12 protein-coding genes are annotated in these 12,026 nt (G+C 68.9%); 9 read left to right on the forward strand and 3 right to left on the reverse strand.

Annotation, left to right across the window (positions count from 1 at the left end):
* From N5079_RS14525 to N5079_RS14535, 3 genes are all read left to right on the forward strand, one after another.
* Positions 1 to 491: acyl carrier protein (locus N5079_RS14525; RefSeq protein ID WP_261584270.1), on the forward strand; the 491-nt coding region annotated here is incomplete at its 5' end.
* 113 nt (positions 492 to 604) lie between these two features.
* Positions 605 to 1,786 (forward strand): acyl-CoA dehydrogenase family protein, encoded by a 1,182-nt coding sequence (locus N5079_RS14530; protein WP_261584271.1) that lies wholly within the window; start codon positions 605 to 607, stop codon positions 1,784 to 1,786.
* 129 nt (positions 1,787 to 1,915) lie between these two features.
* Entirely contained in the window at positions 1,916 to 2,152 is a 237-nt protein-coding gene (locus N5079_RS14535) for a ferredoxin (RefSeq protein WP_261584272.1), read from the forward strand.
* Between the two features lie 241 nt (positions 2,153 to 2,393).
* Here the strand turns inward: N5079_RS14535 and N5079_RS14540 are convergent, their stop codons facing one another.
* Entirely contained in the window at positions 2,394 to 3,314 is a 921-nt protein-coding gene (locus N5079_RS14540) for a prephenate dehydrogenase (RefSeq protein ID WP_261584273.1), read from the reverse strand.
* Positions 3,315 to 3,524: 210 nt separating this feature from the next.
* On the opposite strand from N5079_RS14540, the gene N5079_RS14545 reads away from it, so the two are divergent.
* Positions 3,525 to 4,316, forward strand: coding sequence for an alpha/beta hydrolase (locus N5079_RS14545; RefSeq protein ID WP_261584275.1), 792 nt, complete (start codon positions 3,525 to 3,527; stop codon positions 4,314 to 4,316).
* A 299-nt stretch (positions 4,317 to 4,615) separates the two neighbouring features.
* Here the strand turns inward: N5079_RS14545 and N5079_RS14550 are convergent, their stop codons facing one another.
* Positions 4,616 to 5,131: a hypothetical protein gene (locus tag N5079_RS14550; RefSeq protein WP_261584277.1), complete on the reverse strand. Its 516-nt coding sequence runs from the start codon at positions 5,129 to 5,131 to the stop codon at positions 4,616 to 4,618.
* 371 nt (positions 5,132 to 5,502) lie between these two features.
* Here N5079_RS14550 and N5079_RS14555 point away from each other — a divergent pair, with 371 nt between their 5' ends.
* The 3 genes from N5079_RS14555 to N5079_RS14565 all read left to right on the forward strand — a co-directional run bounded on the left by N5079_RS14555 (position 5,503) and on the right by N5079_RS14565 (position 7,634).
* The gene (locus tag N5079_RS14555) at positions 5,503 to 6,444 is read left to right on the forward strand and encodes a DUF5996 family protein (RefSeq protein WP_261584512.1); all 942 of its coding nucleotides are present in this window, start codon (positions 5,503 to 5,505) and stop codon (positions 6,442 to 6,444) included.
* Between the two features lie 52 nt (positions 6,445 to 6,496).
* A complete protein-coding gene (locus N5079_RS14560) occupies positions 6,497 to 7,270 on the forward strand; it encodes an SDR family NAD(P)-dependent oxidoreductase (protein ID WP_261584278.1) in 774 nt (257 codons plus the stop codon).
* A gap of 145 nt (positions 7,271 to 7,415) precedes the next feature.
* Positions 7,416 to 7,634 (forward strand): EF-hand domain-containing protein, encoded by a 219-nt coding sequence (locus tag N5079_RS14565; RefSeq protein WP_261584279.1) that lies wholly within the window; start codon positions 7,416 to 7,418, stop codon positions 7,632 to 7,634.
* 79 nt (positions 7,635 to 7,713) lie between these two features.
* On the opposite strand, the gene N5079_RS14570 is transcribed toward N5079_RS14565, so the two are convergent.
* Entirely contained in the window at positions 7,714 to 8,475 is a 762-nt protein-coding gene (locus tag N5079_RS14570) for an SDR family NAD(P)-dependent oxidoreductase (protein WP_261584280.1), read from the reverse strand.
* A gap of 319 nt (positions 8,476 to 8,794) precedes the next feature.
* On the opposite strand from N5079_RS14570, the gene N5079_RS14575 reads away from it, so the two are divergent.
* The gene (locus N5079_RS14575; RefSeq protein ID WP_261584281.1) at positions 8,795 to 10,804 is read left to right on the forward strand and encodes an ATP-binding protein; all 2,010 of its coding nucleotides are present in this window, start codon (positions 8,795 to 8,797) and stop codon (positions 10,802 to 10,804) included.
* Positions 10,805 to 11,024: 220 nt separating this feature from the next.
* Positions 11,025 to 12,014 carry a hypothetical protein gene (locus tag N5079_RS14580; RefSeq protein WP_261584282.1) on the forward strand — a complete coding sequence of 330 codons (990 nt, stop codon included), beginning with the start codon at positions 11,025 to 11,027 and terminating at the stop codon, positions 12,012 to 12,014.
* Positions 12,015 to 12,026: the final 12 nt, after the last annotated feature.

Genomic DNA, 12,026 nt, shown 5'->3' on the forward strand with positions numbered 1-12,026 from the left:
CGATTTCCGCGCATCCCCCGTCGAGCCTTTCCCGGTCTTCGGCGGGGGATGTTCTGTTCCGGCTTTCTCGTGAATTGCGCAATTGGTCGGGCAATCTCAGAGATGCAGGTCATTCGTTCGGCCGAGACGATGTGACGAGAATCCGAATACAGGTCAGCAGGCGACAGATCTGCGCACGCCTCATGGACATTCGTCTGGCAAATGGAGGGCATCGGATGACTGGCAACCTTCCCACCGAGCTCAGTTTCTCCGCGATTGAGGAGAAAGTCACGGAGATCTGGAAGCACGTACTCGATGTGCCGAACGGGATGGAGGATGCCACGTTCTTCGACCTGGAGGGCGAGTCGATTTCCGCGGTCCGGCTTGTCTCGCGGATCGAGGAGCAGCTCGGCATCTCGGTTGATGTGGGGGACATCTTCGAGGAGGACCCGAACCTGGAGGCCCTCATCCGAAGGGTGGCCGCCAAGGCGGAGATCTCGTCCCTCGCGTAAGCGGCTTCGCCGTACATGGCTTCCGCCGTACTTGGCTTCCGCCGTGAAACCGGCGGCTCTCGCGTAACCGGCCGCGCACGGCGGCCGCGGGTCATTCCCCAGGAGGAAAAACGATGTTGACGACCGACGTGACGACGCGGGAAGAGCTCGTTCGCCGCGCATCCGAGCTCGTGCCGACATTGCGGAAGAACGCGGCCTGGTCAGAAGAGAACCGGCGCATTCATGACGAGTCGATCGAGGCCCTGGCCGACGCCGGGATATTCAAGATGCGGGTGCCCGCACGCTACGGCGGCTACGAGTCCGACACCCGCACCCTCGTCGAGGTGGCCGCCCAGCTCGGGCGGGCCGACGGCTCGACCGCGTGGACGGCGTCCGTCTACTGGATCCCGACCTGGATGACGTGCCTCTTCCCGGACGAGGTCCAGGACGAGGTGTTCTCGACCCCGGACGTGCGGGTGTGCGGGACGCTCAGCCCGACCGCCATGGCCGCGCCGGTCAGCGGCGGCGTCGTGGTGAACGGCAAGTGGGGATTCGTCAGCGGCGCCTGGCACGCCCACTGGCAGGAGATCGTCGCCATCCAGGTGTCGCCCGAAGGCGAGCCGATGCCGATCATGGCGCTCGTCCCGCGGTCGGAGCTGGAGATCATCGACGACTGGCACACGTCGGGCCTGCGGGGCACCGGCAGCGTCACCACCGTCGCGCAGGACCTGTTCATCCCGGCCGAGCGGGTGCTCCCGCTGCCCGCGATCCTCACCGAGCAGTACGCGTCGAAGCTCAACGCCGCCTCCCCGATCTACCGGGCGCCGCTGCTCCCCGTGGCCTCCGCGTCCTCGGTCGGGACCGTGCTCGGCCTGGCGAACGCCGCGCGGGAGGCGTTCTTCGAGCGGCTCCCCGGACGCAAGATCACCTACACGAACTACGAGAGCCAGAGCGAGGCCCCGCTCACCCATCTGCAGGTCGCCGACGCCACCATGAAGATCGATGAGGCCCGGTTCCACGCCGAGCGCCTCGCGGCCACGGTCGACACCAAGGGCGAGCGGGGCGAGCCGTGGACGCTGGAGGAGCGGGCCAGGGTCCGCGCCGACATGGGCGCCGTGTGCCGGCTCGGCAAGGAGGCCGTGGACATCTTCGCGCTGGCGAGCGGCGGATCGTCGATCTACACCGACGTGCCGATCCAGCGCATCGCCCGCGACGTCCAGAGCGTCAACCTGCACGCGCTCATGCACCCCAACACGAATGCCGAGCTGTACGGCAGGATCCTCTGCGGCCTCGAGCCCAACACGTTTTACATCTAGAGGTCGTGGGCGTTGCCGTACCGGACGCGGACCCCCTGTGGGCGACGCGAAGGTACGGCAGCGCCTGGACGACGCGGGTGCGCAGCAAAGGGCGACACGACCGAGAACCGAGCCGTTGGGACACGTGCGATGACCGAAGCTCCCCGATGGAAGCTGGTCGTGGACCAGCGGGTCTGCCACTCCTCCGGCGTCTGCGTCGCGATGGCGGACGGCCGGTTCGAGCTCACGGCCACCGGGTCCCGCCCGGTCTCGGACGAGATCCCTCCGGACGAGGACGTCATCGACGCCGCGGAGTGCTGTCCCGTGCAGGCCATCCGGGTCCTGGACGCCGCGACCGGCGCCGCCATAGTCCCCGAACCCCTGTGACCCCCGTGCCGGACCGGCGCTGACGCGATGGTCCGGAAGCGACGCCCCTCCATGGCCGCCGAGCGGCGCGGGTCACCCCTGCGCCGCCGGCGGCCAGCCCATGTTCGACTCCCAACCGCTCCGCCACCGGCCACCGGTCGCTGATCACCGGCCACCGGCCATCGACCGCTGGTCACCGGCCATCTACCGCCGGCCATCTACCGCCGGGCATCGACCGCCGGGGCATCGGCCTACCCGGCTTTCAGGCCGCCAGCTGCGCGTCGCGGCTCGCCGCGTCCGCCGCGTCCGCCGGGGCCGGCGCGCTCGCCTGGTCCGCGTGGAGGATGAGGGCGCGGCCCCGATTACCTCTGACGAGCAGGTCGGCGAGCACGTCGGAGACGCCGTGGCCGGGGCTCCGCAGGGCGGCCGCGGCCGCGGAAAGGTCCCGGATCACCGCGTCGAGCACCGCGGCCACCGAATCGGCGTTCTGCCGGAGGATGTCGGACCAGAGGCCGGGGGCGCCGCTCGCGACCCGCGTCACGTCCTGCAGCCCCCGGCCCACCAGCGAAAGCGTGATCTCGTCCGCACCGGCGAACCGGGCCGCGACGGCCGCCGACACGAGATGCGGCGCGTGCGAGACCATGGCGACGGCCTGGTCGTGGACGTCGGGCTGGACCAGCGTGTGCCGCGCCCCGCACAGCGCCGCCAACTCCGCCGCCAGACGGACCCGCCCCGGCGGGGTCGCCGGGTGCGGGCACAGCACCCACCGCCGGCCGGTGAACAGATCCGCCTGCGCGGCGCCGGGACCTGAGAGCTCCCGGCCGGCCATCGGATGTCCGGGGACGTAGCTCGTGAAATCGCATCCGGCCGACTCGGCGTCGGCGAGGATTCCCGCCTTCGTGCTGGCGACATCGGTGTACACGCCGCCCAGCCCGCGTGCCTGGGCGTCGCGCAGCACGGCGACGACCGTGGAGGGCGGAGTGGCGATGACCACCACGTCGGCGGGAGGGTCGTCCGATGTCAACGCGACCCCCGCCCCCATCCGTACGGCTTTCGCCACCGACTCCGGGTCACGGTCCGACAGCCGCACATGGACGCCGGCTTTCCGGAGCGCGAGCGCGATCGACGTTCCGATCAGGCCGCAGCCGAGCACCGAGACGTGGCGAATCGTCGTCGCAGTCATCAATCCTCCCGAGGGGCATTCCTTCAGGTGCGATACTGCGCATTTCACGGTCTGGGAACCAGGGAAATCGGCATCAGTAAGATGCCGGTCCCGAACAACTTCCTGCCACCGCGTGCCCAGGACGGCTGTTCGGCTATTCATGAGGTGGCTCGGCGGATAAAGAGCTGTAGAAAAGATGGGCCATTTTCCCAGGGGAAGTACGATCTGCTCATGGCCTACCGCGACCTGCTGACCCGTCCGTCCAGGTCTCCGGACTCCGTCATCCGCTACGGCGAGCACCCCGACCAGATCATCGATCTGCGGTCCGGCGGGAGCGAGCCGGACGCGCCCGTCGTCGTCCTGCTGCACGGCGGTTTCTGGCGAGACCGGGTCGACCGCATGCACACCCGTCCCATGGCGGACGCCCTGGCCGCCGCGGGATACACCGTGTGCTCGGTCGAATACCGGCGGACCGGCGGGGAGGGCGGCGGCTATCCGGGCACGTTCGACGACGTGGCCACGGCGGTCGACGCGATCCTGGCCGCGCCGCCGACCGGGGGAGGTGTCGTCCTCGTCGGGCACTCGGCGGGCGGGCAGCTCGCGCTCTGGTCGGCCCTGCGCCAGCGGCTTCCCGTCACGTCGCCGTGGCACGAGACGTTGAAGATCGACGGAGTGGTGGCGCTGGCCGCCGTGTCCGACCTGGGGGGGTCCATCGAGACCGGCCTGGGCAAAGGAGCGGTCTCCGACCTGCTGGGCGGCCGGCTTGAGCTGCTCGGTGAGACGGACCCGCTCCGGCTGCTGCCGTACGGCCACGATCGTCTCGTCCTGCTGCACGGAACCGAGGACGATGTCGTTCCCATCGCGCTCAGCCGCCGCTTCGCCGAGCGGGAGAAGTCGGCCGTGCTCGTGGAGTTGGAAGGCGTCGAGCACTTCGGGTTGATCGACCCGCTCTCCGACGCCTGGCCGTACGTGCTGGAAGCCATCAGGTCGATCGTCGGGGACCCGTCGAAATCACCGGCCTGACCACCGGTCCGATCACTGGTCTTATCACCGGCCTGAGCTCTGGCCCGAGCGCTGGCCCGAGCGCAGCGGGCCCGGTCGCACGGCGTGCGGCGTGCGGCCGGGGAGACGGCTGACCGGCCGGGGGCGTCCAACGGTGTGGGGTCCAGCCGGGGCGTCCTACCGCGGGTCCGGCCAGGGGCGTGCAATCGTGTGGGTTCCGGGATGCGCGAAGGCTCCGGCGGAGTTCCGCCGGAGCCCTTGAACCGCACGTGCTGGGAGATGCGGGGCCGTATGGGTGCGGCCTCGGCCTCCTCATCGCGTCAGTCGTCGCAGTCGTCGTCCCGGTCGTCGTCGCAGCCCCTGGCCCAACTGTCGATCTCGTTGAGCCAGTTGCTGTCGTCGCACCTGCTCCGGCTGTCGTTGTTGCCGCAGGCGTTGTTTCTCTTGAAGCTGATGCCCTTCCCGAGCCCGCCGCCGAGGCCGCCGCCGACGCCGCCGAGGCCACCGCCGAAGCCGGTGCCGCAGTTGCCGAAGCCGTTGCCGCCGCCGAAGCAGAAATTCTTGCTGCAGCAGGAGGCTTCACAGCCGTTATTGCAGTTGTTGCAGTTATTGCAATTGCTGTTGCAGTTGTTACAGTTATTGTTGTTGCAGTTGTTCTCGTTACACTCGTTGTTCTTGTTGCAGTTGCTGTTACACCCGTTGTTGTTGCCGGGGTTACAGCCCCAGCTCCCGTTGGCCGGAATCGTCGTGGCATTCGCGGCCGTGGCGCTCATGGCCAGGGCGCCGCCGGCGAGGGCGGTGCTGAGCGCCATCCCGGCGAGAATTTGCTTGAACACGGGCGGTCCTCCTTAATGGATTCGATTGCCCAAATTCTTCTGGTTCTCTCCCGAGTGGGAAGAAAAATGCGCCGTCGCCCTCTAGTGGGCTATCTTCCGGCGCTGTCTTGATTTCCAGGCTTGACTTGCCACAAACGAGGACTCGGCGCTTTGAATCTCTTATTATCAATTTATATACTGCTTAAGACCACTAATGACGGCTTTGTGTCTAAATATCCGATTCCATGTGTACGGGGGACCGAGTGGGCCGTACAGCGCCTCGACGACGCGCGGTCTCGGCAGGCGATCACGGCGGCGCTCGTGAGGTGAAGATCTTGCTTTCCGCGGTCCTGACGGTCTTCGAAACGAGCAGCAGGGGAACGGTGGGTCTCATGGAGTTGTTCGGGGCCATGCCACTGGCCGAGTGGCAGGACACCAAGGCCACGCTGCACCGGTTCGCTCAGGTGGTGGGCAAGATCCGGCTCGCCTCCGGAGTCCGGCGCAACCACTGGTGGCACGCGCCGTTCCATCTCACCGGGCGAGGTCTCACCACCCGGCCGATGGGACAGGCCGACGGCAACCCGATCTTCACGATCGACTTCGACTTCGTCGGACACCGGCTGATCGTCACCACGGTCGACGGCCGGGCGGTGTCCTTCGCCCTCTACGGCCAGTCGGTGGCGTCCTTCTATCGCGACACCATGCGGGCGCTGGAGGCGCTCGGTGTGCGGGTGCGCATCGACATCCCCCGGCCGTACGACCTGCCCGACTCCGACCGGCCGTTCGCCGACGACACCGAGCACGCCGCGTACGATCCCCTCCTGGTGACCCGTTACTGGCAGGTCCTCAGCCAGGTCAACCTGGTGCTGGAGGAGTTCGCCGCGGGCTACTCCGGCAAGATCAGCCCGGTGCACCACTTCTGGCACACGTTCGACATCGCATGCACGAGGTTCTCCGACCGGCTGGTCGATCAGCCGGCGCGGGTCGATCCGGTGACCCGGGAGGCCTACTCCCGGGAGTTGATCAGCTCGGGCTTCTGGTTCGGCGACGACAACTTCCCCGAGCCGGCGTTCTACTCCTACACCGCCCCTGAGCCCGAAGGACTCGACGGGGAGGCCCTGCGGCCCGAGGCTGCGGAGTGGATCACTCAGCGAGGCGGTCATCTGGCCGTGCTGCGCTACGCCGACGCGCGGTCCGCGCCGGACCCGTGCGCCGCCGTACTGGCCTTCTACGAGAGCGCGTACCTGGCCGGAGCCCGGCGCGCCGGCTGGGACATCGTGGGGCTCGCCTGTCCCGGCGGAGTCACCGATCCCCAGCTCATCGCTCCAGCGTGATGGCCTCCAGCCGACTGAGAACCGGGCGGTCGAGATCTCCGAAAGGGTGGACGTGGGCCGTTCTTACGTAGTCACAGGAGGCGGTCAGGGCATCGGCCGCGCGATCGTCGAGCGACTCCTCGGCAACACCGACACCGTGGTCGTCATCGAGCTCGATCCGGCGGCGCTCGCCTGGACGGCCGGCCACCCGGCCGGTCCACGCGTGGTCGCGGTGGCCGGCGATGCCGCGGACGAGACGGTCACCGAGCGAGCCGCTGACCTGGCGGAGGCCGCGGGGCCGCTCACCGGCTGGGTCAACAACGCCGCGGTCTTCCGGGACGCCTCCTTCCACGAGGTGCCGGCGCGCGAGGTTCTCGACCTGATCACGATGAACCTCAGTCTCGCCGTGGTCGGGTGTGCCACCGCCATCCGTCGTTTCATCGCGGCGGGGGGAGGGGGTGCGATCGTCAACGTCTCCTCACATCAGGCCCAACGGGCCGTCCGCGGGGCCCTGCCGTACGCGACGGCCAAGGCGGCGACCGAAGGGCTGACCCGCGCGCTGGCGGTCGACTACGGGCCCCGCGGTGTCCGGGTCAACGCCGTCGCGCTGGGTTCGATCGGCACGGAGCGCTATGCGGCCTTTCTCGATCAGCAGGAGCCCGCCGCGGCCGGCCGCATCGAGAACGAGATGCGGCTGCTGCATCCGCTGGGCAGGGTGGGACGCCCCGACGAGGTGGCGGCCGCCGTGACGTACCTGCTGTCGGACGAGGCGAGCTTCATCAACGGGGCGATCGTCCCGGTCGACGGCGGCCGGTCGGCGCTCGGACGCGACCCCGAGGAGACATGACGGGCTCGGGCATGGGCCGCAGCCCCGGAGCCGGGCATGGGGCGCAGCCCCGGAGCCGGGGTCGGGGCCATGTTGGAGCTCCTTCTAAGCTGGCGGAGGTTTGTCGCCGTCCGAGGCGAACGTACTGAAGGAAAGACAGGTCACGGTGTCCGAAGAACTCCCCGAAGAGCGACTGGCTGCCCTCAAGAGCGAATTCGAAGCGATCGACCGCGACGGCGACGGCTACATCACCGAAGCGGAGCTGGTCGAGTATTTCCCCCAGTTGCCCCCCGAGGCGATCGGCTCGCTGGACCTGGAGGGCGACGTCGACGGGGACGGCCGGTTCTCACTGGAGGAGTTCATCCGGCTCACGGCCTGGGAGTGAGCTCGTTGCCAGTGCGCTGACGCTCGGTTCTTCCGTACGGCCCGCACCGAAGCGGGTGACGCCCTGCAGCGAGAGCGGGTCAGGCAGTGACCCCGCCGTCGGCCACGAGGTCGTGCCCGACGACGAAGGCGGACTCGTCCGAGGCGAGCCAGAGCACGGCCGCGACGACCTCGGCCGTCTGGCCGACTCTCCCGAGGGGAACCGCGGTGGCCAGCCGGGCCGCGCGGCCGGCCTCGGTCTCCCCCGGTCGCAGCGACATGGTGGTGTCGGTGGCGCCGGGGCTCACGGCGTTGATCCGCACGCCGTCCTTGATGTGGTCGAGCGCCGCCACTCGCGTCAGCGCGCTCACGGCGGTCTTCGACGCGGCGTAGGCCGCCATGCCGGGGCGGCGGCCGTGGTAGCCGATGTTGGAGGCCATGTTGACGATGACACCGCCGCCGTGGTCACGCATGTGGCCGATCTCGTACTTCATCGAGAGCAGGATTCCGGTCAGATTGACCGCCAGGGCGGCGTTCCACGCGTCCAGATCGAGATCGGCGACCGGGGCGGGCTTGGGGAAGACTCCGGCGTTGTTGTGGGCGATGTGCAGGCCGCCGTGACGCTCGACGGCCGTCTCGACGAGCCGGGCGACGTCGTCGGGGCGGGAGACGTCGGCCACCACGGAGCTGGCCTTGCCGCCCTCCTCCCCGATCAACCGCACCGTCTCGTCGATCGGTTCCGCCCGGCTCCCCGTGGCGACCACGGTGGCGCCTTCGCGAGCGAACGCCAGGGCGCTGGCGCGGCCGATGCCCGATCCGGCTCCGGTCACCAGGGCGACCTTGCCCTCAAATCGTGCGGACATTTCCCAACTCCTCGATCTCGCCGTGTTTCGTCGTTCTTGGTCATGCTCGGTCGTGCGGTGTGTCCAGTGGTGCTCCAATGATTCCGTTGCCGAACGCCGCCAGCCGGCGGTCCTTTCTCTTTCCAATGATCGGCGCGGGAGAGTATCGTCACTACCAGGGCATATGCGGGCCGCGTGCCCGTCAAAGCCCCTCTGCGGGGCGGGCGGTTCCCGGATCGCCGCGCCATCTGAGTGGTGGATCACCATGATTGTCCACGACGAGCTCATTCGAGATCACCAGCCGGCCGAGGCCTCCAGTTTCATCGGGCGTAAGAGAGAGATGTCCGATGTCAGGCGGCTGCTGCCCAAAACGCGGCTGCTGACCTTGACCGGCGCCGGCGGGGTCGGCAAAACCCGGCTGGCGCGGCGGGTCGCCCCATCCGTGCGGGGGTGGTTCCCGGACGGGGTGGAGTTCGTCGAGCTGGCCACGCTGGAAGACGGCGAGCTGCTGGAGCCCGCCGTGGCCGCGTCCCTGGGCCTCAGCGACACCCGATGGCACGCGATGCCCGGCCTGACGGCCTATCTGATGGACAAGCGGTTGCTCCTCGTCCTGGACAACTGCGAGCATCTGCTGCAGGAGTGCGCCGACCTCGTGGACGGGCTGCTTCGCGCGGCCCCGCGGCTGCGGATCCTCGCCACGAGCAGGCAGGCGCTCGGGGTGTCCGGAGAGCAGGTCCTCAAGGTGCCGTCGCTGCCCGTCCCGGACCTCGCCGACACCGTTCGCGGCATCGCCCGGTGCGACGCGGTGCGGCTGTTCGTCGAAAGGGCGGTGAACGTACGGCCCGGCTTCGTGATCGACGCGGCCAACGCCCTGACCATCGCCCACGTGGCCCAGCGCCTGGACGGGATCCCCCTGGCCATCGAGCTGGCGGCGGGACGCCTCCGTGTGGTGCCGGTGGAGCAGCTCGTCCGTGAGCTCGACGAGCGCTTCCAGGTGCCAGCCAACGGCGACCGCGCCCTGTTGCCGCGCCACCAGACCCTGCGGGCGACCATGGATTGGAGCTTCGCCCTGTGCTCGCCCGATGAGCGGCAGCTGTGGGCCCGGCTCTCCATGTTCCCCGCCGGCGTGGACCTGGAGACGATCGAAGCGGTCTGCGGGGGTGACGGGATCGACCGTGACGACGTGTACGAGCTGGTGGCGGGGCTCGCCGACAAGTCCGTCCTGACCGTCGAACACCGGGAGCCGGAAGTCCACTACCGGATGCTGGAGACCCTCCGCGCGTACGGCCGTGAGCACATGGCCGCCGCGGAGGAGCAGGCGTTGTCCCGGCGGTACCGGGATCACTATCGGCGCCTGGCGGACCGCAACGGGATCGACCGGATGGTTCCGGACCAGTTCCAGCGGTTCCGGACTCTGCAACGCGAGCTTCCGAACATCCGCGCCGCCCTCGACCTGTGCTTCGCCCGGCCGTGCGACGGGCCGATGGGGCTGGAGATCGCCTCCTCGCTGTGGGGCTACTGGGTCGTCTCGGGTGCCCTCAACGAGGGCAGGCACTGGCTCGATAGGGGACTCGCTCTCGTGCCGGAAGCGAGCACGGCACGGATGGCCGCTTTGGCGGCCGACTGCGAGATCGCCGTCCATCAGGGCAATCTCGACGCGGCGACGCCACGGCTGAACGAATATCGCACCCTCGCACGACAGATCGGGAACGAGTCGGTCATCGCGCTCGGCGTACAGATCGAGGGGGAGGTCGCGTTGGTCTCCGGCCAGTACCGGCGCGGGCTGGCGCTCATGGACGAGGCCCTCGCCCGCCATCGGGCGATCGGCGACGTCAACGCGGTCAGCCGCACCCTCTTCCAAGCCGCCGCCTTCAGCTCGCCCGAAGACCCGGACCGGGCCAAAGTGTACGGTGAACAGCTACTCGCACTGTGTGAAACGTACGGCGCACCCCTCTACCGGCCGTACGCGCTGCTCGTGATCGGCATCTCCACATGGAGGCAGGGCGACTGGCGCCGGGCCGAGGCACTGATGAGGGAAGCGCTCATGCCCTTGAGGATCGTCAACGACCAGTGGTGCCTCACTCACTGCGTAGAGGTGCTCGCCTGGACCGCCGGCGCACGCGGCCTGCATGAACGCGCCGCCCGGCTCCTGGGCGCCGCCGACACGCTCTGGCAGGGCATCGACTCCTCGCCGACCGAGCTGAGATACACCATGAGCTCGCACCAGCGCTGCGACGAGCACGCGCGGCAGGCGCTTCCGGCCCAGGCGTACACGAGGGCCTTCCGCAGCGGGACGAAACTCAAGCTGGACCGCGCGGTCGCCTACGCGCTCCAGGACCAGGAGCACTGACCCGCCGGGCCTGATCTCGGTGTAGGCCGTGAGGCCGCATTCGGAGCACCGGCGGTCAAAGGGTACGGAGTGTCAGCACGTGGATTCAGAGTCCGGTTCACTGCGGCATACTGACGTTTCGTCATGCCTCATTCACTGACAAGTGTCTTCGCGCATCTCGACGCCCCCAACGCCTTGCTCTACCGCCGGGTGATGAGCGCCTTCATGCGACGCGGGGCGGGTGGAATACGACCCTGAGGTGCTCGACACGTTGGTGCAGGCTCGGTTCACCCGGCCCGGACTTGAGGAAGAGCGAGCGTACTCCCAGCTTCCCGTGGCCTGCCGCCCGCGGCGGAGCTCGCCGAGGCGGCGGCGAAGCGCGATCGTCCGACAGCTGGTGGCCCTGGCCGACTGGGCGGGGGCGGAGGGACGGCCGCTCACCGGCACCGGGAATCTGCGCCTGGCCGACGCGCGGGAACTGGCCGGAGTGCTCGGCACGGGCGAGCAGGACCTGAAAGTGCGCAGCTCGGCGGAGATGCGCAAGGTGAGCCTCCTGCTCGCCTGGGCCAAGGGCCCACGCCTCGTCCGGGTGAGCAAGGGCCGCCTGCTCCGGGTAGCCAAGGCCGCCGCACTCCTACGCGATCCGGAAGCGCTGTGGTCAAGGGCGTTCGAGGTGTTCTTCGATCTGGGCGACGCGGTGGCCGCGCCCGCCTCCACGTGGATGGACTCGTCGATGCTCGTCAAGGATTTCGACGAGCTGCTGCCCGACGTGCTGAACAGCGTGTACGGCATGTCGAGCCCCGTCCCCGTGGTCCGGCTCCAGGAGACGGTCTGGCTGGCCTGCCAGGATCATTTCTTCTTCAAGCCTGATGCCGTAAAGGAAGAGGTGTGGCGGCGGCAGACCGACCGAGACCTCGTCGCGGCCCTGGAGGTGCTGTCCGAACTCGGCGCCGTCGAGTTGAGCCACGGGATGGCCGATGAGTTGTACTCCAGCGAGTACGAGCACGACATCGCTGTCGAACATTTCGACGGCGAGCATCCGCTGCCGCCCGCGGTGCGTGCCCGCCTCCTCACGCACCTGGCCGAACCGGGAGCCCTCGTCCAGTTGACGCCCCTGGGGCTGCGGGCCGTACGGGAGCGGATGCTGGCCGATGGACGGGACGTCCCGCTGGTCGGAGAGTTGGTGGATGCCCCACCGGGGGAGCTGCTGGGTGTGCTGGCGGAGCGCTAGTCGCCGGAGACC

This window comes from Planotetraspora sp. A-T 1434, assembly GCF_025420585.1.
Lineage (GTDB): Bacteria > Actinomycetota > Actinomycetes > Streptosporangiales > Streptosporangiaceae > JAOEGB01.

Excerpts from the sequence above, each read along its gene's own strand:
- N5079_RS14530 (WP_261584271.1), top strand. The coding sequence starts at position 605 with ATGTTGACGACCGACGTGACGACGCGGGAAGAGCTCGTTCGCCGCGCA.
- N5079_RS14535 (WP_261584272.1), top strand. The coding sequence starts at position 1,916 with ATGACCGAAGCTCCCCGATGGAAGCTGGTCGTGGACCAGCGGGTCTGC.
- N5079_RS14540 (WP_261584273.1), bottom strand. The coding sequence starts at position 3,314 with ATGACTGCGACGACGATTCGCCACGTCTCGGTGCTCGGCTGCGGCCTG.
- N5079_RS14545 (WP_261584275.1), top strand. The coding sequence starts at position 3,525 with ATGGCCTACCGCGACCTGCTGACCCGTCCGTCCAGGTCTCCGGACTCC.
- N5079_RS14555 (WP_261584512.1), top strand. The coding sequence starts at position 5,503 with ATGGAGTTGTTCGGGGCCATGCCACTGGCCGAGTGGCAGGACACCAAG.
- N5079_RS14570 (WP_261584280.1), bottom strand. The coding sequence starts at position 8,475 with ATGTCCGCACGATTTGAGGGCAAGGTCGCCCTGGTGACCGGAGCCGGA.
- N5079_RS14575 (WP_261584281.1), top strand. The coding sequence starts at position 8,795 with ATGTCCGATGTCAGGCGGCTGCTGCCCAAAACGCGGCTGCTGACCTTG.